Consider the following 20,309-nt stretch of genomic DNA (forward strand, 5'->3'; position numbering starts at 1 on the left):
ACACCCATGAGCACAGAGTCCGGCAAGCGGGACAAGGCGGCGATTCGCCGGGCCTTCGATGCCGCGGCGGAGACGTACGACGCGGCGGCGGTTCTCCAGCACGAGGTGGGGCGGCGCATGCTCGATCGGCTGGATTTCATCCGTCTGCAGCCGCAACGGATCCTGGACATCGGAGCGGGCACCGGCCACGCCACGGCGGCGCTGCGCAAGCGGTACCGCAAGGCGAACGTGGTGGCGTTCGACCTCTCCACCGCGATGCTGGCGCACAGCCGCCGCCATGGCAGCTGGCTGCGGCCCGTTCCCGCGGTCTGTGGTGATGCGGAAGCGCTGCCATTCGCCGACCGCAGCGTGGATCTCATCTTCTCCAGTGCCACGTTTCAGTGGTGTGCCGATCTCGATCGGCTGTTCGAGGAATGCCAGCGCGTCCTGCGCCCCGATGGCCTGCTGATGTTCTCCACCTTCGGGCCCGATACGCTCAAGGAGCTGCGGGAGAGCTGGAGCGATGCCGACGGCTACCGGCACGTGAACCGGTTCGTGGACATGCACGATATCGGCGACGCGCTGGTGTCGGCGCGGTTCGCCGACCCGGTCATGGACATGGAGTACTTCAACATGACCTACGCCAGTGCCGGCGATCTCATGCGCGACCTCAAGGCGATCGGCGCACAGACCGTCACGGGCGGCCGCGTCCCGGGGCTCACCGGCCGCGCCCGCCTGCAGCGGATGGTGGACGCGTACGACCGGTACCGCGACAGCGACGGCCGGCTTCCGGCCACCTGGGAGATCGTCTACGGTCACGCCTGGGCCACGGACCGCATGCCCCAGCGCCGCGACGAGCAGACCGGCGCGGTGACCGTGTCCCTGGACGCCTTCCGCAGCAGCCTCAAGGGAGGGGACTGAGTGGCGGGCCTGTTTGTCACCGGTACGGATACCGAGGTGGGCAAGACGGTCGTCGGCTGCAGCCTGCTGGCGGGATTGAATGCCCTCGGGGTGAGCACGGCGGCCATGAAGCCGGTCGCCTCGGGGTGTGAGCGCACCGCCAATGGGCTGCGCAACGAGGACGCGCTCGCGCTCATGGAGGTGGCGTCGGTCCGGCACGGCTACGACCGGGTCAATCCCGTGGCCCTGGAGCCCGCCATCGCGCCCCATCTGGCGGCAATCGAAGCGGGCATCACTGTGGATGTCCCCGGTCTCGCTGCCGCGGCCCGCGCGCTTGCGGCGGAGGCCGACCTGCTGCTCGTGGAGGGCGCCGGGGGGTGGCGGGTGCCGCTCACCGGGAGTGTCGGGTTCGCCGATCTGGCGGCTGCGCTCGGCTACCCCGTGGTGCTGGTGGTGGCGGTGCGCCTGGGCTGCATCAATCACGCGCTGCTGACGGCGGAAGCCGTGCAACGCGACGGCCTGCACCTGGCCGGCTGGGTGGCCAACATCATGAACCCGCAGGAGCCCCGGCTCGAACAACAGCTCGAGACGTTGCGCACGCGCCTGCCGGCCCCCTGTCTCGGTACCCTGCCCTGGGCGCCGGAGGCGAGCGCCGCGGACCGGGCACGCCATCTGGATTGCACGTTCATCGCCCCGGGGCGGTGTCGGTAAATCAGGGACTTGCCTGCCCCGGGAGTGACGCAGTCCACAATCCGGCCGCATACGGGGCTGTGCCGCGCTTTTCTCCGGGGGGCAACTCCTCTAGAATGCCACTGTGATCCGGAGTGATGGTCGTCACCGGTCCGGCCTCCCGGGTCGCCTCCATGAGGCCCGGGGGATGTATAGCCACCATGGCTGTGACCCGAAGCGAATCGGCCGAGCAGACGCGTTTATTTGAGCTGCGTCCCAATGCCGGCATCTATTGGCGGCAAACCCTGGTGATCTTCCTGATGCTCTCCACGGTTTGCCTGCTCGTCGGTGTCGCGTTCGCGCTAGCGGGCTTCTGGCCCATCTTGCCTCTGGCCGGGCTGGAGGTGATCGCTCTGGGGGCGGCGCTGTACTACTCTGCGCGCCGGGGGGATTACCGCGAAGTCATTCGCGTCAGTCCCGGTCGGGTGCGGATCGAAAAAGGGCGGCGTCAGCCCGAGCAGACCTGGGAGTTCGATCGCGCCTGGTCTGCCGCGGAACTGCAGCGCTCGCCGCTGCGTTGGTACCCCGCCCGCCTGGTCATCAGGTCGGGCGGTGATCAGGTCGAGTGCGGCGCGTTTCTTACCGACGAGGAACGCGAAAGCCTCGCAAGAGAACTTCTGGACTGTATCGGTCCCATGGCCGCCCGCGGGGCACACCCGTCTTCCGGGACGGGGCCGGGGGCAACTCAATAACGAAACGGATAAAGCCGCCAATTCCATCTGGGAGAGCGCGTGGAATGACTTCGAAGATGCTGGTGAGAGCCCTCACCGCCGTGGGGCTGCTTGGACTACTGCCGGTTGCAGCGGCGATGCCCGGCGAATCCGAATGGCGCAAGCCCTGGGGGCTTAACCTTCCCGAAGGGGTCACGTCCCTTAGTCGGGAAGCCTACGACCTGCACATGCTGGTGTTCTACATTGTCTGCGTCATCGGCGCATTCGTGTTCATCGGCGTGTTCTACTCCGTCTGGAAGTTCCGCCGCTCCAAGGGCGCCAAGCCTGCCAACTTCCACCACAACACCACGGTGGAAGTGGTCTGGACGGTCGTGCCCTTCCTGATCCTGCTGGGGATCGCCGTTCCGGCGACCCAGACCATGATCAAGATGGAAGACACCAGTGGCTACGACATGACCGTCAAGGTCACCGGGTACCAGTGGATGTGGGAATACGAGTACATGGATGAAGACATCAGCTTCTTCAGCCGGCTCGACCGCGACAGCCAGCGGGCCCGTCAGCGCGACCCCGAAATTCTGCCGCAGGACGTGGAGCACTACCTGCTCGACGTGGATAACCCGCTCGTGGTGCCCATCGACAAGAAGATCCGCTTCCTGCTGACCGCCAATGACGTGATCCACTCCTGGTGGGTGCCGGAGCTGGGCTGGAAGAAGGACACCATCCCCGGCTTCATCAACGAGGCGTGGGCGCGTATCGAAGAGCCGGGCGTCTACCGGGGTCAGTGTGCCGAGCTGTGCGGGCGTGACCACGGCTTCATGCCGATCGTTGTCATCGCCCTGGAGCAGGACGAGTACGACGACTGGGTGGCGGAGCAGAACGGCGACGTTGCCGCCGCCACCGATGAGCCCGCCGACGTGGATGTCGACGCCGATGCCGGCGCTGATGAGGTTGCCGACGAGCAGCTGGAGGACATGTCCGAAGACGACCTCATGAGCCTGGGCGGAGACATCTACGGCAGTCAGTGCATTGCCTGCCACGGCGCCGAAGGCGGCGGCATGGGCGCAGCCTTTCCGGCCCTGGCCGGCAATGACAACGTCACTGGCGACGTCGGGACGGTCAAGGACGTCATCATCAACGGTGTCTCCGGTACGGCCATGAACGCTTTCGGCGGCCGCCTGGACGATCGCGAGATTGCGGGGCTTGTGACGTACATCCGCAATTCCTGGGGCAATGACGCCGGTGATCTGGTGCAGCCGTCCGAGATTCGCGACGCGCGCTAGCCGGGTTCGGGAACAAGACTGATAAGAGGTAGACACACATGTCGTCCACAACCGATACCGCGCATCACGGGCACGACGACCATCATCACGGTCCCGCGCCGGGTATTACGCGCTGGTTGTTCACCACCAACCACAAGGACCTGGGCGTCCTCTACATGGGGTTCGGCCTGCTGATGTTCTTCATCGGCGGCGCCATGGCCATGGTCATCCGGGCCGAGCTGTTCCAGCCCGGGCTCAACGTGGTGGATCCGTACTTCTTCAACCAGATGACCACCATGCACGCCCTGGTGATGATCTTCGGCGCCGTCATGCCGGCACTCACCGGGCTGGCCAACTGGTTGATTCCCGTCCAGATCGGGGCGCCGGACATGGCGCTCCCGCGTGTCAACAACTGGGCGTTCTGGCTGCTGCCGGCCGGCTTCGTGCTGCTGCTGGCCACGCTGTTCATGCCCGGTGGCGGTCCGGCCGGTGGCTGGACCATGTACCCGCCGCTGGTGCTGCAGCTTGGTGACGCATTCCCGTTCCTGATCTTTGCGGTGCACATTCTCGGCATCTCCTCGATCATGGGCTCGATCAACATCGTTGCCACCATTCTGAACATGCGTGCACCGGGCATGACGCTCATGAAGATGCCGCTGTTCGTGTGGACCTGGCTGATCACCGCGTTCCTCATGATTGCCGTGATGCCGGTGCTGGCGGGTGCGGTGACCATGCTTCTCACTGACCAGTACTTCGGTACCAGCTTCTTCGATGCGGCCGGCGGCGGTGACCCGGTGATGTTCCAGCACATCTTCTGGTTCTTCGGGCACCCCGAGGTGTACATCCTGATCCTGCCAGCGTTCGGTATCGTCTCCGCGATTCTGCCGACGTTCTCGCGCAAGCCGCTGTTCGGCTACAGCTCCATGGTGTACGCCACCGCGGCCATCGCATTCCTGTCGTTCATCGTGTGGGCCCACCACATGTTCACGGTGGGGCTGCCACTGGCTGCCCAGCTGTTCTTCATGTTCGCGACCATGCTCGTGGCCGTGCCGACGGGGGTGAAGATCTTCAACTGGATGGCCACCATGTGGCGGGGCAGCCTGACGTTCGAAACGCCGATGCTGTTCTCCATCGCCTTCGTGGTGCTGTTCACGGTGGGTGGCCTGTCCGGCGTGATGCTGGCACTGGCACCGGTCGACCTCCAGTACCACGACACCTACTTCGTGGTGGCCCACTTCCATTACGTGCTGGTGAGCGGCACCGTTTTCGCCATCATGGCAGCCGTCTACTACTGGCTTCCCAAGTGGACCGGCCACATGTATGACGAGACGCTCGGCAAGATCCATTTCTGGGCGTCCGCCATTTCGGTGAACGTGCTGTTCTTCCCGCAGCACTTCCTCGGACTGGCCGGTATGCCGCGCCGGATTCCCGACTACGCGCTGCAGTTTGCCGAGTTCAACATGATCTCCTCCATCGGCGGGTTCGCGTTCGGGTTGTCGCAGCTGCTGTTCCTGTACATCATCATCAAGTGTGTGCGTGGCGGTGAGAAGGCCACCGATCAGGTCTGGGATGGCGCCCAGGGCCTGGAGTGGACGCTGCCGTCCCCCGCGCCGTACCACACGTTCGACACACCGCCGGTTGTGCGTTGACGGAGGAGCGTTGGACGAGAACCAGCACAAGACCGGGGCACGGCGGCGGGGCATTCTGATTACCGCCGCCGTTCTGGCCGGGATCTCCCTGGGCGTATACCTGATCTTTATCCTGTTGCAGGTGGGGTTATGAGCGACGAGACCACGAGCAAACGCCACACGAACCTGGTGACCAGGCTGGTGCTGGTGACGGTGGGCATGTTCGGGTTCGGGTTCGCCCTGGTGCCGCTGTATGACGTGATCTGCGATATTACCGGCCTCAACGGCGTGGTGGATCTCCAGGCCGCGGATTACGACGGCGCCGCAGAGGTCGACCCCGACCGCAAGGTGACGGTGGAGTTCGTGGCCACGGTCAACGACAACCGGCCGTGGGAGTTTACCCCGGAGGTCCGGCGCATGGAGGTCACCCCTGGTGAGCTCTACACCGTGACCTTCAAGACCACCAACGAGCAGGATGAGGACACGGTCAGCCAGATCGTGCCCAGCGTTGCCCCCGGGCGTGCCGGGCGGCATTTCCGCAAGACGGAGTGCTTCTGTTTCACCGAGCAGCCGTTCGAAGCCGGCGAGAACCGCGACATGTCGGTGACGTTCTTCATTGACCCGCGGCTGCATGAGCGGAAACAGGTGGTGACGCTGTCCTATACCCTGTTCGATCTGGGTGCCGGCGATGATCCCGACTTCGATCCAGAAGATGCTCAGTTGCACGCCGGTTCCGAGTAATCGGGCGGCGAGAAACGAGGAAAAACAAGCATGAGCCAAGCAGAAGGCAGCTACTACATTCCCCACGACAGCCGTTGGCCCGTGTTCGGTATTCCCGGCATGACGCTGCTCGCCGCCGGGTTTTCCGTGTATCTGAACGGCGGCGACTGGGGTGTTCCCATGATGGTTCTGGGGGCGGTCATCACCGTCATCATGACCGTCATGTGGTTCCGCGACGTGGTCAACGAGAGCGTGTCGGGCAAGTACAACGCACAGGTGGACATCTCCTTCCGGCAGGGGATGGCGTGGTTCATCTTCTCCGAGGTCATGTTCTTCGGTGCCTTCTTCGGCGCCCTGTTCTACGCGCGGGTGTTCTCCATTCCGTGGCTGGGGGGCGGTGATCCGGCCACCAGTCAGTATCTCTGGGATTCGGTGGTGCTGTCCTGGCCGACGGCCGGGCCGGGGATGCTGGACCTGGACTACCAGGCCATGGGGGCCTGGGCATTGCCGACCATCAACACCCTGATTCTGCTGACCTCGGGCGTGACGCTGACCTGGGCGCACCACGCCATCAAGGAGAATCATCGGCAGAAGGTGATCATCGGTCTCGCGCTGACCGTGGCACTGGGTCTGCTGTTCAGCTCCATTCAGGCCTACGAGTACGTCTATGCCTGGGAGGACCTCAACCTGCGCATGGACACGGGCATCTACGGCTCCCTGTTCTACATGCTCACCGGCTTCCACGGCGTGCACGTGATTGTCGGGGCGCTGACCCTGTTCGTGATCCTCATTCGCGTGATCAAGGGTCACTTCACCGCGGACGACCACTTCGGCTTCGAGGCGGCCGCGTGGTACTGGCACTTCGTGGACGTGGTCTGGCTGGGCCTGTTTGTCTTCGTGTACCTGATCTGATCAGCGGCTGTCGTGGCCACCACAGCGGTGGTCACGACACCACTCCCGGGAACTCGGCGCGGCCAATCGGCGTCTACTGCCGGAACGGATCGTTCATTTCGATGACCCCGGCGGCAATGAGTCCCACCACGACCAGAAACAGCCCAACCGAGAGGCCAATGCGCCAGGTGAGTGCGCGGACGACCCGGCGTGAGTCGCTCTTGTCCCGAACCAGGAAGATGGCGCCGGAGAACAGGCTGATCACGATGGCCATCATGGCCAGGACGATGGCGATTTTGATGGCTAGTTCCATGGGTTCCTGCCAGGACAGGGGCTGTGTGAACCCCGGGTTGCAGAGAGCGGTCACACGTCGCGTGTGACGGGTCTTCCGAGTATACGCGCGTTACACGACGCCTGACACCCCATCGGAGAATTGCATGCGCCTCGGGCGTTATCAGTTCAGGCCCCGCATTGTGCCGACGCTGGCAACGCTGCTGGTGTTCCCCGCACTGCTTGCGCTCGGGTTCTGGCAGCTTGATCGGGCGGATCAGCGACAGGCGATCGTGGACGCCTACGAAACCCGCGATCAACGGCCGGAAGTCGACCTCAACGCCGAGTCGATGCCCGCGGGTGACGCGGCGCCGAGGAACACGCGGGCGTACGGCCGTTTCGATGACGAGCGGCAGCTGCTGCTGGACAATCAGTTCCACCGCGGGCAGGTCGGCTATCACGTGCTGACGCCATTTCACATCGAGGGGAGCGACGCGGTGGTGCTGGTGGACCGCGGTTGGGTGCCGGCCGGTGACAGCCGGGCCGAACTCCCCGACGTTCAGGTCGACGGTGCGCGCCGGTCGGTCACCGGCTTTCTCGACCAGGGGCCGCCGAGCGGATTGCGCCTGGGCGGCATGGCGGATGGGGAGACCGGCTGGCCTCTGCGCATCCAGTACCTGGATTTCGAAGAGCTGGAAGGGCGTCTGGGCGTCGATTTGATGCCCCGCGTTCTCCGGCTTGACCCGGAGGCGCCGGACGGCTTTGCCCGGGATTGGGGGCCGGCGTTTCGGGAGGGATACGGGCCGGAGCGCAATCACGGGTACGCGGTCCAGTGGTTCGGTCTGGCCACGGCGCTCGCGGTGATTTTCCTGGTAGTCAACACGAAACGGATGGGGTCCGATGACAAGGAATGACAAGGCACAGATGTGGCGTGGCAGGCGTGCCCTGCTGTTGCTACTGGCCCTGTTTCTGCTGCCGGCGGCGATCGCCTGGACGCTGTTCTTCAGTGGCTGGCGGCCGCCAGCCACGTCGAATCACGGCGAGCTGCTGGATCCGCCGGTGCAGGTGGAGGCATCCGGCCTGACCCCCATCGCCGGCCCGGGTGGCGTGCCCGGTTTCCGCGGTCAGTGGACGATGCTGGTGGCGCTCCAGGGGCCGTGTGAACAGACCTGCCAGGACAGGCTGCGGGAGACACGCCAGGTCCGTCGCGCCCTGGCCCAGAACATTGACCGGGCGCAGCGGGTGCTGATTCTGGAGGCGGAGGATCATGCGCCGTCCGAGGCGTTTCTCGAGCGCCACCCCGATCTCCACGTGGTGACCGGCGGGGCGGAGTGGGCGCGGGGCGCGGACGCGCCGGAGGTTGCCCTGAGCCTCATCGATAGCCGCGGCTTCCGCATGATGGAGTACGGCGAACCCTTCTCCCCCTCCGGCATGCTCGACGACATGAAGCATCTGCTCCGCCTGTCGAACGTCGATATCGAACGCCTTGACGGCCTATCCGACCGGGATTGAACCATGGGAAACATCCGATTCTTCCGCTTCTGCCTGTCTGCTGCTGCCGTGACCCTGGTGGTCATTCTCCTCGGGGCCTGGGTTCGCCTCGAGGATGCCGGGCTCGGGTGTCCGGACTGGCCTGGCTGCTACGGCATGCTGCTGGGTGTGCCGCAGACCGATGAGGCGATCGAGACGGCCAACCTGGCCTACCCGGAGCGCCCCGTCCACGTTGGCAAGGCGTGGAAGGAGATGATCCATCGCTATGCGGCCGGCATTCTCGGCCTCATGGTGTTCGCCATGGCCGTAATCGCCGTCCGGAACCGTCGTGATCCCTGGCAGCCGGTGGGAGTGCCGCTGTTCCTGGCGGGGCTGATCATCGCCCAGTCGATACTGGGCATGTGGACGGTCACCTGGCAGCTCAAGCCCCTGGTGGTGACGCTGCATCTGCTGGGCGGCATGACCACCCTGGCGATCCTGTGGTGGCTGACCCTGAGAACAGGGCGGATGATTCCGGCGGTCACCCGCGACCCCGTACAGCGGTTGCGCCCCTGGGTGCTTGCCGTGCTCGCCGTGGTCGTGGCGCAGATCGCGCTCGGGGGTTGGGTCAGTACCAACTATGCGGCGCTGGCGTGCACGGATTTTCCGAGGTGCGGCGGGCAGTGGTGGCCGGACGCGAACTACGGTGATGCGTTCGTGCTGTGGAAGGGACTCGGAGTGGACTACGAGTTCGGTGTGCTGGACCATCCCGCCCGCGTCGCCGTGCATTTCGTCCACAGGATTGGCGCCGTGGTGACGGCCATCGCCGTCATCGGGTTGGCGCTGGCGGTCTGGCGGGCCACTCTCGCTACGGTCCCTCGTGCCATCGCCGCGGCGAGTGTGGCGCTGCTCGGCCTTCAGTGGGCGCTGGGCATCACCAACGTGCTGGCAAGCCTGCCGTTGTCCGTAGCCGTGGCCCATAACGGGGGCGCCGCACTTCTCCTGTTGAGCGTGCTGACCCTTTACCATACCCTTCAACCCTTGCCCGCTTCCGCGCCACCCCGGCAGGGGTCCGCGGAGTGACATCGACGACAACGCAACGGGATGGCGCCGCGCGCGACGGTATGGCGGAACTCACGCAACACTGGGAAGACTACTACGCCCTTTGCAAGCCGAAGGTTGTGGCGCTGCTGGTATTCACTGCCATCGTCGGCATGGTGCTGGCGGCGCCGCCCGCGGAAGTGCCCTGGAATGCGTTGATCTTCGGCAGCATCGGCATCGGTCTGAGCAGTGCCTCCGCGGCCGCGATCAATCAGGTTGTCGACGAGAAGGCCGATGCCGCCATGGCGCGGACGCGGGGCCGGCCGCTCCCCCAGGGGGCGATGCCCACGGGGCGGGCCATCGTGTTCGCCACCACGATCGGGGTGATCGGGCTTGGTACGCTTTACTGGCTGGTCAACCCGATGACAGCCCTGCTGACCGCGCTCTCCCTCATGGGCTATGCGTTCGTCTATACGCTGTTTCTCAAGCGCGCCACGCCCCAGAACATCGTTATCGGGGGTGCCGCCGGTGCCGCGCCGCCGGTGCTGGGCTGGGTCGCGGTGACCGGGACCATCGACCCCCACGCGCTGCTGCTGTTCCTGATCATTTTCATCTGGACGCCGCCGCATTTCTGGGCGCTTGCGATTCACCGCCGTGAGGACTACGCCAAGGTCGATATCCCCATGCTCCCGGTGACCCACGGGGTGCGGTTCACCGAGGTGCAGATCCTGCTCTACACCGTGCTCCTGGTGGCGGCCAGTCTGTTGCCGTTCGCCATGGAGATGAGCGGCCTGTTGTACCTGGTTGGCGTCATGGCCCTCAACGCCGGTTTTCTCTATTACGCCATCGCCATGTGGGTCTCCGATGACGACACGCTGCCCATGCGGGCGTTTGCCTACTCGATCACCTACCTCATGGGGCTGTTTGGCCTGTTACTGGTCGACCACTACCTGCCGCTGCTTGCCCGCCTGCTGCCCGCCTGAGGCCTGCGGCAGCCACCGCCCGCTTCACATTCCCCGTCCCGGCATGTCTACAATGTAGCGATGGAGGACCGTTAATCGGAACCTGTACAGCAGGAAGGGGAGCATTCATGAAGCTGACAAGCCACAGCCTGAGGGAAGGACAGCCCGTTCCGGAGCGGAACGCGTTCGGGGTGCCCGATCCGCAGACCCACATGCGTTTCGGAGACAACTACAGCCCCCATCTGGCCTGGTCCGGTGTGCCGGAGGGTACGCGCTCTCTGGTCCTGCTCTGTCACGACCCGGACGTGCCGAGCGAGGCCGACGACGTCAACAAGGAAGACCGGGAGGTGCCGGCGGATCTGCCGCGCGTGGACTTCTTCCACTGGGTGCTCGTGGACATTCCTCCGGACACCCATGAGCTGGAGGAGGGCGCGTTTTCCCGGGAAGTGACGCCGAAGGGCAAGAGCGGTCCGGAGGCGCCCGGCGGGTTGCGCCAGGGCCTGAATGACTTCACCAACTTCCTTGCCGGAAACCCCGACATGGCGGGTGAATACTTCGGCTACGATGGCCCCTGTCCCCCGTGGAACGATGCCTTGCTCCACCACTACGTGTTCACCCTCTACGCAACCGATCTGGAGCGCTGTCCGGTGGACGGGAAATTCACCGGGCAGGACGTCCGGCAGGCGCTCAGCGGCCACGTGCTGGATCGCGCCGCCGTGACCGGCACCTATACCCTGAATCCGAAGGTGAAGGGGTAGCCGACACCGATCTCCGGTACCCGTGAACGCAAGAGGGCGGACCCGCACGCGGGCCCGCCCTCTTTGCTGCTGGTGCCGGTGATCGCCGGCGCGGTGTCAGGAGCCGCTGTAGCGTTTGAAGATCAGCGAGCTGTTGGTCCCGCCGAATCCGAAGCTGTTGGACATCACCGCCTGAAGGCCGGCGTTGTCCACGCGCTCGCGAACCACCGGAGCACCCTCGGCCTCCGGGTCGAGCGTTTCGATGTTCGCCGAGGCGGTGATGAAATCGCCGCGCATCATCAGCAGGCTGTAGATCGCCTCCTGTACGCCGGCAGCGCCAAGGGAATGCCCGGTCAGCGACTTGGTGGAGCTGATCTGCGGCATGGTGTCGCCGAACGCATTGCGTACCGCTCCCAGTTCGGTGATGTCTCCGGCAGGGGTGCTGGTACCGTGGGCGTTGATGTAGTCCACCGGACCGTCGTGGGTGGCCAGGGCCTGCTGCATGCAGCGGGTCGCACCCTCGCCGGAGGGCGCAACCATGTCGTAGCCGTCGGACGTGGCGCCGTAGCCCGTGAGTTCCGCGTAGATGGTCGCACCCCGGGCCAGCGCATGCTCCAGCTCCTCGACCACCAGCATGCCGCCACCACCGGCGATGACGAAGCCATCCCGATCCGCGTCGTAGGCGCGCGAGGCGGTTTCCGGCGCATCATTGCGCTTGGAGGAGAGCGCGCCCATGGCGTCGAACAGCATGGTCATGCTCCAGTGCTCCTCCTCGCCGCCGCCCGCGAAGACGATGTCCTGTTTGCCCAGCTGGATCTGTTCCATGGCGGTGCCGATGCAGTGCGCGCTGGTGGCGCAGGCGGACGTGATGGAGTAGTTCAGGCCCTTGATCCTGAAGGGCGTTGCCAGGCAGGCAGACACCGTGCTTCCCATGACCTTGGGAACCATGTACGGCCCGACCCGCTTGACGCCGCGCTCGCGCAGCGTGTCCGTCGCCTTGACCACGTTCTCCGTGGATCCGCCCCCGGAGCCGGCCACCAGTCCGGTGCGTGGGTTCGAGACCTGCTCGGGCGTCAGCCCGGCATCCTCGATGGCCTGTTGCATGGACACGTAGGCGTAGCCGGCCGCGTCGCCCATGAAGCGTCGCGCCTTGCGGTCGACGTGCTCTTCCAGATCCAGGTCAACCACCCCGGCGACGCGACTGCGCAGACCCATCTCCTCGTAGGCTTCCCGGTATCGGATACCGGAGCGGCCGTCCCGGAGGCTTGCCGTTACGGATTCCTTGTCGTTCCCGAGGCAGGAGACAATGCCAAGACCTGTAATTACCACACGTTTCATACTGATTTGCTCCTCGCTACGCCCAAGCCGCGAGCGCGCTCGCAGAGTGCACGGGATGAGACGTCTGAGGGTGCCCTGCTATCGCGATCCCGCACCGCGGCACCAGTATCCACTGACCCGATCGCCGCATGCGCTCAACCTTCCATTGCCTCCGGCGACTGGAAAAGCCCCACCCGGAGATCGCTGGCATTGTAGATGGGCTTGTTGTCCACCAGCATCTCGGCATCTGCAATGCCCATGGTGAGCTTGCGCATGATGACCCGCTTCATGTCGATCTTATAGGTCACCAGCTTGGCATCGGGCAACACCTGGCCGAAGAATTTGACCTCCCCGGATCCCAGCGCACGACCGCGGCCCAGCCCGCCCTTCCAGCCAAGGAAGAATCCCACAAGCTGCCACATGGCGTCGAGGCCGAGACAGCCGGGCATCACGGGATCGTCCTGGAAGTGGCAGTCGAAGAACCACAGGCCGGGGTGAATATCCAGCTCGGCGTGGATGTGCCCCTTACCATACGCGCCGGAGGTGTCGTCGATGTGAACGATGCGATCCAGCATCAGCATGTTGGGCTTGGGCAACTGCGGATTGCCCGGTCCGAACAGCCGTCCCTCCGCGCAGCGGATGAGATCGTCGTACGAGAAGCTGGAATCGTTCTTCAGATAATGCGGATTCGTTGCCATTTGGTCCTCGGATGGCGCGGGCGGAGTCCGCTCACGCCGTATTCGTGGATAAAGGCAGAGTGTAAGGGATACGTCAGACTGGATCGAGTACTGATCGACTGTCTGCCCTCCCGGATGCCCTTCCAAAAAAAACCCCGTGCAGGACACGGGGCAAGCGTGGAGGGCAACCACTTGAAACCATGTGACTCACCGGCCTGTTGCCGGGGACGGCATCACTGCCGGTCCTCGATCATGCCGACGACTTCCTCGCGCATCTCGGGATCCCGCTCCAGGGCCGCGGCGACGGCGGAGTATTCCTGCACCTCGAGACCGCTTGCCTGGATCGCTTCAACCATTTCGTCGTTCGCCTCCTGCTGGAGCTGCTGCGCGTCTTCGGTCTGTTCCGCGCCCTGCAGCCGCTCGGAGTACTCGCGGTGGATCTCGCCCACTTCGACGTACGCATCGGCAAATTGTTCCAGCGTGTCGTCGTCGAAGTCCTCCTGCTCGGCCATGCCGTCAGGCTCCTGCTCGTAGGTCTCTGCCTGCGCGTCATCGCCATCCATCGCCATGGCGGACAATGCCGGCACCAGCAGCAGGCCGGACATCAGCGGGATCATGAAACGAATGCTGTTACGCTTTTTCATAAGTTTGAACCTCGAACGATTGATCTGATTTGTGGCCCAACTGATGCAGGCGTCGTGCCAGGATGGTTATCCGGCAACGCTGGCATCGCTGCACTGCCCGTCAGGCCGCCTCATGAGAACCGGGTTTGCGGGTCGCCCGGTTGTCCGCAAGTACGCATCTTGCGGCCCTCTACCGTGACACATAGTGTATACATATGACACATGCGACAAAGTTGAGCCGGGTTATCACGCGCCTGCGCAACGTCTGGAGCCACGGGTACAGTCTGCGCTGGGCGCTGATCCTGCGCGTCCTTCTGCCGTTGCTGGTTGCCATGAGCCTGGTCACCGTTGTCGGGCTGCGCACCATGGAGCAGGCCATCGAGACGCGGATGCAGGAGGACGTGGAGCTGGTCGCGCGCGCCATCCGGCTGCCCATCAGCGACAGCCTGGAGAAGGGCGAAGACGCCAGTGTCCGGCAGGCCCTCGAGTCCGTTTTCCGGATTGGTCGGGTCTATGGTGCCTACGTGTATGACGACAGTGGTGACCTGGTGGCTGCCGTGGGTGCGGTCAATCCGACCCCCGAGAGCCGGGAGCTGGCGGAGCGTGCCGCGGACGGCGAACGCAGTGGCGACTTCGAGCAGATCCAGGGCCAGGAGGTCTACTCCTATTTCGAGCCACTGACCGATAGCAGTGGCCGTATCAGCGGCCTGCTGCAGGTGACCCGGCGCGGCAGCGACTTCCGCGACGACATCGGCCGCATGCGGCTGCAGGCGTTCGCGTTCATCGGGGCGGCAGGCGTGGCGATCAGCCTGCTGCTGCTGGTGGGGCACCGCGGTGCCATAGGCAGGCATCTTGCAAGCCTTGCCGGCAGTATGTCGCGGATCGAGGCCGGAGAGCGGGAGCATCGGGCGTCGGCGGAAGGGCCGAAAGAAGTCCGCTCCCTGAGCACGGCATTCAATACCATGCTCAACAGTATGGAAGAGGCCGAACAGGAGATCGCGCAGCGCCGCTCCGAGCAGGCTCGGCTCGAAGACGAGCTGCGTCATGCCGAAAAGCTGGCGGCGATCGGCCGCCTGGCCGCCGGTGTGGCGCACGAGCTCGGGACGCCCCTGAGCGTGATCGATGGCAAGGCGCAGCGGGCGCTGCGTCACGCCGATGCGGATTCACGCCAGGAGCGCTCGCTGGAGCAGATCCGTGCCGAGGTCACGCGCATGGAGCACATCGTGCGGCAACTGCTGGAGTTCGCGCGCACGTCGAGCCGGCAGTTCCGCTGGACCCGGCTTGGTGACCTGGTCGGTGCGTCGCTCGCCTCCCTGGAGGATCGTCTGCGGGAGCTCGGGGCGGCAGTCGTCGTGCGGGGCGAGACCCCGGGGCCGGAACTGTACGTGGACCCCGTGCGTATTGAACAGGTGCTGGTCAATCTCATGCGCAACGCCCTGCAGGCGGGTGCCCGGCAGATTACGGTCAACTGGGACGATGCCGACCCGGTGACGGTCACCATTGATGACAACGGGCCGGGCGTGCCCGAGGAGATCCGGCCGCGGCTGTTCGAGCCGTTCTTCACGACCAAGTCCGTGGGTGACGGAACCGGGCTCGGCCTGGCAGTCGTGCACGGCATCATCACCGAACACGGCGGTGCCATCGCGATCGGCGTAAGCCCGGATGAAGGCGCCCGGTTCACCCTGACGCTTCCGCGCGAAGCGCGGCCAGAGAGCGAACAGATCAAAGGACACGACCATGGGTAACAAGGCGGTGAAACAGTCGGAGCAGATTCTGCTTGTCGAGGACGATCCGGGCCTGCGCGAGCTCCTGCGCGATGAGCTCGAAGACGCCGGTATGGAGGTGGACGCCGTCGACTCGGCCGAGCGCGCCCTCAAGCAGCTCCAGCAGGGGAGCCCCGACGTGGTCATCAGTGACCTGCGCTTGCCGGGCATGGATGGCATGGCGCTACTGCAGGAGGTGCGCAACCTGCACGCCCGTCCGGCGTTCCTGATCATCACCGCGTTCGGAACCATCTCCCAGGCCGTCGAGGCACTGAAGCACGGCGCCGACGAGTTCCTCACCAAGCCGCTGGATCTGGAGCATTTCATGCTGTCGGTGAACCGGCTGCTGGAGACGCGGCGGCTGCGCGGCGAAGTGCAGCGGTTCCGCGAGCTGATCGAGCAGGACAGCTTTCACGGCATGATCGGGCGCGGTCGCGTCATGCAGGTGATGTTCGATCAGATTCGCCAGCTTGCCCGCGCCGCCGGCCCGGTGCTGGTTGCCGGCGAGAGCGGGACCGGCAAGGAGCTGGTGGCCCGGGCGATCCACGCCGAGAGCAGCCGTGCCGGTGCCGCCTTTCAGGCGGTGAACTGCGCCGGTGTGCCGGCGGAGCTGCTGGAGAGCGAGTTCTTCGGTCACGAGGCCGGTGCGTTTACCGGGGCATCCCGGGCGCACAAGGGGCTGTTCGACCAGGCCGACGGCGGCACGCTGTTCCTGGACGAGATGGGCGAAATGCCCATGGCGCTGCAGGCGAAGCTGCTGCGGGTGTTGCAGGACGGCGTGATCCGGCCGGTGGGTGCCAACAAGGAACACACCGTGGACGTGCGGATCGTCGCCGCCACCAACCGCAACCTGGAGGAGCTGATCGAGTCGGGCGACTTCCGTGAGGACCTCTTCTACCGACTGGAGACCTTCACCCTGCGTGTTCCGCCCCTGCGCGAGCGCGAGGACGACATGGAGCTCCTGGCCGCACGATTCCTGGAGCGCTTTGCGGTGCAGCTGGACAAGGAGGTTCAGGGGTTTACACCGGCCGCCATGAACTGCCTGAAGCAGTACGGCTTCCCCGGCAATGTGCGCGAACTGGAGAACGCGATCGAGCGGGCGGTGACGTTCTGTCACGGCAGCCAGGTGGATGTGGAGCACCTGCCGAGCCGCATGCAGGATCAGCAGCGGCCGCAGATCGACACGGCCGGCCTGGACAACGCCATGGAGCAGTTTCTCGACGGCCCCATCCTGCCGACGCTGGACGAACTCGAGCGGCGGTACATCACCTACGTGCTGGAGCAGGTGGGGGGCAACAAGCGGCGCGCCGCCGCGCTTCTGAATGTCAGCCGCCGCACGCTCTACCGCCGGCTGGACGAAGAGGGCGACCAGCGCATCAACGGCTGACAACCCTCGGCGCACCTCCGCCGCTATTCACGGGTCCAGACCAGTGTCCGGTTGTTTGCGGGCATGGCGACGTCATCGACGAGCCGGAGCCCGTGGCGGCCGGCGAGCGGCAGCAGATCGTCCATGTCCCGGATGCCGCTGTCCGGGTCCTGTTGCTGCAGCGTGGCGTGGAAGCGGGCGTTGCTGGGTGCCGTGTGTTCGCCACCGTAGGCAAACGGGCCGTACAGCAGAAACCGGCCGCCCGGTCGCAGCACCCGCCCCACCCCGGCAAACAGGGCTTCTACCCCCGGCCATCCCATGATGTGCGCGGTGTTGGCGGAGAAGACCCCGTCGAAGGGGCCGGTGATGGACTCCGGCCAGGCCAGCACGTCCAGTGGCTCCGGGAGTGCGATGGTGCCAGACCCGGCCTGGCGGATCCGGGCGGTCGCCGTATCCAGCGTGCCCGGGCGGTCGGTGGGGTACCAGTGCAGCCCCGGCAGGGCCCGTGCAAAGTGGACCACGTGCTGCCCCGTGCCCGTGCCGATTTCGAGCACCGTGCCGGATGCCGGCATCCACGCGCGCACCACGTCGAGTATCGGGCCCTTGTTGTTCTCGCAGGCCTGGGACCAGGGCAGGGCGTCGGCGTTCATGAGTGCGGCTCCGGCTCCTGGTGAATCCACTCGACGATATGTTCCTCCAGCTCGCTGTCGGCCACATCCTGCTCCCGTGCCATGCGTCCGCGCACAGAGACCCCCGCCTGGTGGACCGTCTGCCGGTCACCGGAAACCAGGTGGTGCCACCAGGCGAGGCCGCGGCCCTCGGCCACGCGCCGGTAGGCACAGCTCGCCGGCAGCCATGGTGCGGTGCGCGCCAGTTCCGGTGTCATCTGCAGGCAGTCGGGCACCGACTCCCGGCGCCTGGGGTAATCGGAGCACAGGCAGGTGTGGCAGTCCAGCAGCCGGCAGGCGATGTCGGTGGAGAAGATCTCGCCGGTATCCGCGTCTTCGAGCTTGTGTGCGCAGCAGCGCCCGCAGCCGTCGCACAGCGCCTCCCACTCGTCGGCGGTCATCTCCTCAAGACGTTTGTCTTCCCAGAACGGCGGCGTGTGCTGACTCATGGCGGACCTACGCGTTCAGGACCATGATGGAGCCATTCAGCGCCATCGCATAGGTGACCCACACCAGGTAGGGCAGCAGCAGCGCGCCGGCCACCGGGCGGATGCGCCAGAAGGCGATGACCGTTGCAGTCAATGCCGTCCACAGCAGCAGGATGTCGACGAATGCCGGCAGGATCGCCTGTTGACCGAAGAACAGCCAGGACCACAGGCCGTTCAGGCCGAGCTGCACCACGAACAACACCAGTGCGGCGCTGCTGCCACTGGCCGTGTGGCGGGCCTCCCAGACCATCCAGGCGGCAATGCCCATGACCGTGTAGAGCACGGTCCAGACCGGGGCGAACAGCCAGTCCGGCGGCGTCCACGCCGGCTTTTCCAGCTGCGCATACCAGACGCCAGGGTCGGTGACCGACGCGGCCAGGGTGGCAACCAGGAAGCACAGGGACAGCCAGGCGAGCAGGGCGATCAGGGACATGCGGTTCATGGGCGGGCGTCAGCCTCCCTCGTTGGTGTCGCTGTAGGCGTGGTCGTGTCGGGACGTTATAATCCCGCGTTACCCGCGGTTCCCTCAACACCGTGCCATTTGTTAACCCTTGGGCCGATCCATGAGCAAGCTTCCGGAAGCGGTGGCTCAGCGCCGCACGTTCGCGATCATCTCCCACCCGGACGCCGGTAAGACCACGGTGACGGAAAAGCTGTTGCTGTTCGGTGGTGCCATTCAGGTCGCCGGCACCGTCAAGGGCCGCAAGGCGGATGCCCACGCCACCTCCGACTGGATGCAGATGGAGCAGGAGCGTGGCATCTCGGTGACCTCGTCGGTCATGCAGTTCCCCTACAAGGGCAGCACCATCAACCTGCTCGACACCCCGGGTCACGCCGATTTCTCCGAGGACACCTACCGTGTGCTCACCGCGGTGGACTCCGCGCTCATGGTGATCGACGCCGCCAAGGGCGTCGAGGAGCGCACCATCAAGCTGATGGACGTGTGTCGTCTGCGCGATACGCCGATCATGACGTTCGTCAACAAGCTCGATCGCGAGGGCCGCGACCCCATGGAGCTGCTGGATGAGGTCGAGGACGTGCTCAGGATCCGCTGCGCGCCGGTCACCTGGCCCATCGGCATGGGCAAGGGGTTCCGGGGAGTCTACCACCTCTACAACGAGTCCATTCACCTCTTCAGTCCCACCCACGGCGGACGCATTCAGGAGGGCGAGGTGATCCAGGGGCTGGACAACCCGCGCCTGGACGAGCTCTTTGGTGGCGAGGCGGAGGCGCTGCGCGAGGAGATCGACCTGATCCGCGGCGCCAGCAACGACTTCGACAAGGCCGCCTTCCTGCGCGGTGAGCTGACCCCGGTATTCTTCGGATCGGCCATCAACAACTTCGGCATCCGTGAGTTCCTGGACGACTTCGTCAGCTATGCGCCCGAGCCGCAACCGCGGGAGGCCCGGGAGCGGACAGTGACCCCGGACGAGGACAAACTGACCGGTTTCGTGTTCAAGATCCAGGCGAACATGGACCCGAACCACCGCGACCGCGTGGCCTTCATGCGGGTGTGCTCAGGGCGCTTTCAGGCCGGCATGAAGCTGCGCCACGTGCGCATCGGCAAGGACATCAAGGTGCCCTCCGCCATCACGTTCATGGCGGGTGAGCGGGAACAGGCGCAGGATGCCCTGCCGGGTGACATCATCGGTCTGCACAACCACGGCACCATCCAGATCGGCGATACCTTCACCCAGGGGGAAGCGCTCAAGTTCACGGGCATTCCGAACTTCGCCCCGGAGCTGTTCCGGCGTGTCGTGCTCAAGGACCCCATGCGCATGAAGGCCCTGCAGAAAGGGGTCGAACAGCTCTGCGAAGAGGGAGCTTCGCAGCTGTTCCGGCCGTTGAATACCAATGAACTGATCGTCGGCGCCGTGGGGGTGCTGCAGTTCGACGTGGTGGCGCATCGGCTCAAGGCGGAGTATGGCGTGGATGCCGTATTCGAGCCGGTCAACGTCAACACCGCACGCTGGGTGCGGTGCGAGGATCCGAAGATGCTGGAGGAGTTCCGCCGCAAGGCCGCCGACAACCTGGCGGAGGACGTGGCCGGGAACCTCACCTACCTGGCGCCCACCCGCGTGAACCTGGACCTCACCCGGGAGCGTTGGCCGGACATCGCCTTCGACGCGACCCGCGAGCACTGACCCCCA

General features: G+C 65.4%; 23 protein-coding genes. 16 read left to right on the forward strand and 7 right to left on the reverse strand.

All coding sequences use genetic code 11. The features are described from left to right. The first annotated feature begins 6 nt into the window (after positions 1 to 6). The 8 genes from bioC to BMZ02_RS11205 all read left to right on the forward strand — a co-directional run bounded on the left by bioC (position 7) and on the right by BMZ02_RS11205 (position 6,798). Positions 7 to 900, forward strand: coding sequence for a malonyl-ACP O-methyltransferase BioC (gene bioC, locus BMZ02_RS11175; protein WP_091643632.1), 894 nt, complete (start codon positions 7 to 9; stop codon positions 898 to 900). Beyond that, positions 901 to 1,590, forward strand: a complete 690-nt coding sequence (gene bioD, locus BMZ02_RS11180; RefSeq protein WP_091643635.1) for a dethiobiotin synthase — start codon at positions 901 to 903, stop codon at positions 1,588 to 1,590. A gap of 179 nt (positions 1,591 to 1,769) precedes the next feature. Beyond that, a complete protein-coding gene (locus BMZ02_RS11185; protein ID WP_171909900.1) occupies positions 1,770 to 2,300 on the forward strand; it encodes a DUF2244 domain-containing protein in 531 nt (176 codons plus the stop codon). Positions 2,301 to 2,344: 44 nt separating this feature from the next. Beyond that, entirely contained in the window at positions 2,345 to 3,559 is a 1,215-nt protein-coding gene (gene coxB / locus BMZ02_RS11190) for a cytochrome c oxidase subunit II (protein WP_245754014.1), read from the forward strand. Between the two features lie 38 nt (positions 3,560 to 3,597). Continuing rightward, entirely contained in the window at positions 3,598 to 5,187 is a 1,590-nt protein-coding gene (ctaD, locus tag BMZ02_RS11195; RefSeq protein ID WP_091643643.1) for a cytochrome c oxidase subunit I, read from the forward strand. Positions 5,188 to 5,197: 10 nt separating this feature from the next. Further along, positions 5,198 to 5,320: a hypothetical protein gene (locus BMZ02_RS19305; protein ID WP_281244333.1), complete on the forward strand. Its 123-nt coding sequence runs from the start codon at positions 5,198 to 5,200 to the stop codon at positions 5,318 to 5,320. Continuing rightward, complete coding sequence (locus BMZ02_RS11200; RefSeq protein WP_091643646.1) at positions 5,317 to 5,907, forward strand: cytochrome c oxidase assembly protein; 591 nt, start codon at positions 5,317 to 5,319, stop codon at positions 5,905 to 5,907. Before BMZ02_RS19305 ends, BMZ02_RS11200 begins: the two co-directional genes overlap by 4 nt. Positions 5,908 to 5,937: 30 nt before the next feature. After that, positions 5,938 to 6,798, forward strand: a complete 861-nt coding sequence (locus BMZ02_RS11205; protein ID WP_091643648.1) for a cytochrome c oxidase subunit 3 — start codon at positions 5,938 to 5,940, stop codon at positions 6,796 to 6,798. A 73-nt stretch (positions 6,799 to 6,871) separates the two neighbouring features. Here BMZ02_RS11205 and BMZ02_RS11210 read toward each other — a convergent pair whose 3' ends face one another. Then, complete coding sequence (locus BMZ02_RS11210) at positions 6,872 to 7,090, reverse strand: twin transmembrane helix small protein (protein ID WP_091643651.1); 219 nt, start codon at positions 7,088 to 7,090, stop codon at positions 6,872 to 6,874. A gap of 124 nt (positions 7,091 to 7,214) precedes the next feature. Between BMZ02_RS11210 and BMZ02_RS11215 the strand changes: the two genes are divergently transcribed. The 5 genes from BMZ02_RS11215 (at position 7,215) to BMZ02_RS11235 (ending at position 11,278) form a co-directional block, all read left to right on the forward strand. Beyond that, positions 7,215 to 7,961, forward strand: a complete 747-nt coding sequence (locus tag BMZ02_RS11215) for an SURF1 family protein (RefSeq protein ID WP_091643654.1) — start codon at positions 7,215 to 7,217, stop codon at positions 7,959 to 7,961. Next, complete coding sequence (locus BMZ02_RS11220; RefSeq protein WP_139209204.1) at positions 7,948 to 8,559, forward strand: hypothetical protein; 612 nt, start codon at positions 7,948 to 7,950, stop codon at positions 8,557 to 8,559. Before BMZ02_RS11215 ends, BMZ02_RS11220 begins: the two co-directional genes overlap by 14 nt. 3 nt (positions 8,560 to 8,562) lie before the next feature. After that, positions 8,563 to 9,600, forward strand: coding sequence for a COX15/CtaA family protein (locus BMZ02_RS11225; protein ID WP_091643659.1), 1,038 nt, complete (start codon positions 8,563 to 8,565; stop codon positions 9,598 to 9,600). Continuing rightward, entirely contained in the window at positions 9,597 to 10,541 is a 945-nt protein-coding gene (gene cyoE, locus BMZ02_RS11230) for a heme o synthase (RefSeq protein WP_281244335.1), read from the forward strand. The genes BMZ02_RS11225 and cyoE overlap by 4 nt, the downstream gene beginning before the upstream one ends. 107 nt (positions 10,542 to 10,648) lie before the next feature. After that, positions 10,649 to 11,278, forward strand: coding sequence for a YbhB/YbcL family Raf kinase inhibitor-like protein (locus BMZ02_RS11235; RefSeq protein ID WP_091643664.1), 630 nt, complete (start codon positions 10,649 to 10,651; stop codon positions 11,276 to 11,278). 96 nt (positions 11,279 to 11,374) lie between these two features. Here BMZ02_RS11235 and fabB read toward each other — a convergent pair whose 3' ends face one another. The 3 genes from fabB to BMZ02_RS11250 form a co-directional block, all read right to left on the reverse strand. Continuing rightward, complete coding sequence (gene fabB / locus BMZ02_RS11240; RefSeq protein ID WP_091643667.1) at positions 11,375 to 12,595, reverse strand: beta-ketoacyl-ACP synthase I; 1,221 nt, start codon at positions 12,593 to 12,595, stop codon at positions 11,375 to 11,377. A 134-nt stretch (positions 12,596 to 12,729) separates the two neighbouring features. Beyond that, positions 12,730 to 13,272: a bifunctional 3-hydroxydecanoyl-ACP dehydratase/trans-2-decenoyl-ACP isomerase gene (fabA, locus tag BMZ02_RS11245; protein ID WP_091643669.1), complete on the reverse strand. Its 543-nt coding sequence runs from the start codon at positions 13,270 to 13,272 to the stop codon at positions 12,730 to 12,732. A 212-nt stretch (positions 13,273 to 13,484) separates the two neighbouring features. Further along, positions 13,485 to 13,895 carry a DUF4168 domain-containing protein gene (locus BMZ02_RS11250; RefSeq protein WP_091643672.1) on the reverse strand — a complete coding sequence of 137 codons (411 nt, stop codon included), beginning with the start codon at positions 13,893 to 13,895 and terminating at the stop codon, positions 13,485 to 13,487. Between the two features lie 194 nt (positions 13,896 to 14,089). On the opposite strand from BMZ02_RS11250, the gene BMZ02_RS11255 reads away from it, so the two are divergent. Beyond that, the gene (locus tag BMZ02_RS11255) at positions 14,090 to 15,619 is read left to right on the forward strand and encodes an ATP-binding protein (RefSeq protein ID WP_091643675.1); all 1,530 of its coding nucleotides are present in this window, start codon (positions 14,090 to 14,092) and stop codon (positions 15,617 to 15,619) included. Continuing rightward, positions 15,612 to 17,024, forward strand: coding sequence for a sigma-54-dependent transcriptional regulator (locus BMZ02_RS11260; protein WP_091643678.1), 1,413 nt, complete (start codon positions 15,612 to 15,614; stop codon positions 17,022 to 17,024). Before BMZ02_RS11255 ends, BMZ02_RS11260 begins: the two co-directional genes overlap by 8 nt. Before the next feature lie 23 nt (positions 17,025 to 17,047). Here BMZ02_RS11260 and BMZ02_RS11265 read toward each other — a convergent pair whose 3' ends face one another. From BMZ02_RS11265 to BMZ02_RS11275, 3 genes are read right to left on the reverse strand one after another with little or no spacing between them, the layout of a single operon-like run. Then, a complete protein-coding gene (locus BMZ02_RS11265; protein ID WP_091643680.1) occupies positions 17,048 to 17,653 on the reverse strand; it encodes a DUF938 domain-containing protein in 606 nt (201 codons plus the stop codon). Continuing rightward, a complete protein-coding gene (locus BMZ02_RS11270) occupies positions 17,650 to 18,120 on the reverse strand; it encodes a YcgN family cysteine cluster protein (protein ID WP_091643683.1) in 471 nt (156 codons plus the stop codon). The genes BMZ02_RS11265 and BMZ02_RS11270 overlap by 4 nt, the downstream gene beginning before the upstream one ends. Positions 18,121 to 18,127: 7 nt before the next feature. Next, entirely contained in the window at positions 18,128 to 18,601 is a 474-nt protein-coding gene (locus BMZ02_RS11275) for a TspO/MBR family protein (RefSeq protein WP_091643686.1), read from the reverse strand. 121 nt (positions 18,602 to 18,722) lie between these two features. On the opposite strand from BMZ02_RS11275, the gene BMZ02_RS11280 reads away from it, so the two are divergent. Beyond that, positions 18,723 to 20,303, forward strand: a complete 1,581-nt coding sequence (locus BMZ02_RS11280) for a peptide chain release factor 3 (RefSeq protein WP_091643688.1) — start codon at positions 18,723 to 18,725, stop codon at positions 20,301 to 20,303. The last annotated feature ends 6 nt before the right edge of the window (positions 20,304 to 20,309 follow it).

Origin of the sequence: Aquisalimonas asiatica (assembly GCF_900110585.1) — a bacterium.
Lineage (GTDB): Bacteria > Pseudomonadota > Gammaproteobacteria > Nitrococcales > Aquisalimonadaceae > Aquisalimonas > Aquisalimonas asiatica.

Bases quoted from the DNA above. Each gene is read 5' to 3' on its own strand.
- ctaD (WP_091643643.1), top strand. From the start codon at position 3,598: ATGTCGTCCACAACCGATACCGCGCATCACGGGCACGACGACCATCAT.
- BMZ02_RS11210 (WP_091643651.1), bottom strand. From the start codon at position 7,090: ATGGAACTAGCCATCAAAATCGCCATCGTCCTGGCCATGATGGCCATC.
- BMZ02_RS11185 (WP_171909900.1), top strand. From the start codon at position 1,770: ATGGCTGTGACCCGAAGCGAATCGGCCGAGCAGACGCGTTTATTTGAG.
- BMZ02_RS11235 (WP_091643664.1), top strand. From the start codon at position 10,649: ATGAAGCTGACAAGCCACAGCCTGAGGGAAGGACAGCCCGTTCCGGAG.
- fabA (WP_091643669.1), bottom strand. From the start codon at position 13,272: ATGGCAACGAATCCGCATTATCTGAAGAACGATTCCAGCTTCTCGTAC.
- BMZ02_RS11275 (WP_091643686.1), bottom strand. From the start codon at position 18,601: ATGAACCGCATGTCCCTGATCGCCCTGCTCGCCTGGCTGTCCCTGTGC.
- BMZ02_RS11205 (WP_091643648.1), top strand. From the start codon at position 5,938: ATGAGCCAAGCAGAAGGCAGCTACTACATTCCCCACGACAGCCGTTGG.
- BMZ02_RS11220 (WP_139209204.1), top strand. From the start codon at position 7,948: ATGACAAGGAATGACAAGGCACAGATGTGGCGTGGCAGGCGTGCCCTG.
- fabB (WP_091643667.1), bottom strand. From the start codon at position 12,595: ATGAAACGTGTGGTAATTACAGGTCTTGGCATTGTCTCCTGCCTCGGG.
- bioC (WP_091643632.1), top strand. From the start codon at position 7: ATGAGCACAGAGTCCGGCAAGCGGGACAAGGCGGCGATTCGCCGGGCC.
- BMZ02_RS11255 (WP_091643675.1), top strand. From the start codon at position 14,090: ATGACACATGCGACAAAGTTGAGCCGGGTTATCACGCGCCTGCGCAAC.
- BMZ02_RS11200 (WP_091643646.1), top strand. From the start codon at position 5,317: ATGAGCGACGAGACCACGAGCAAACGCCACACGAACCTGGTGACCAGG.
- BMZ02_RS11250 (WP_091643672.1), bottom strand. From the start codon at position 13,895: ATGAAAAAGCGTAACAGCATTCGTTTCATGATCCCGCTGATGTCCGGC.
- BMZ02_RS11265 (WP_091643680.1), bottom strand. From the start codon at position 17,653: ATGAACGCCGACGCCCTGCCCTGGTCCCAGGCCTGCGAGAACAACAAG.
- BMZ02_RS11225 (WP_091643659.1), top strand. From the start codon at position 8,563: ATGGGAAACATCCGATTCTTCCGCTTCTGCCTGTCTGCTGCTGCCGTG.
- BMZ02_RS11270 (WP_091643683.1), bottom strand. From the start codon at position 18,120: ATGAGTCAGCACACGCCGCCGTTCTGGGAAGACAAACGTCTTGAGGAG.
- BMZ02_RS11280 (WP_091643688.1), top strand. From the start codon at position 18,723: ATGAGCAAGCTTCCGGAAGCGGTGGCTCAGCGCCGCACGTTCGCGATC.
- BMZ02_RS11260 (WP_091643678.1), top strand. From the start codon at position 15,612: ATGGGTAACAAGGCGGTGAAACAGTCGGAGCAGATTCTGCTTGTCGAG.
- coxB (WP_245754014.1), top strand. From the start codon at position 2,345: ATGACTTCGAAGATGCTGGTGAGAGCCCTCACCGCCGTGGGGCTGCTT.
- BMZ02_RS11215 (WP_091643654.1), top strand. From the start codon at position 7,215: ATGCGCCTCGGGCGTTATCAGTTCAGGCCCCGCATTGTGCCGACGCTG.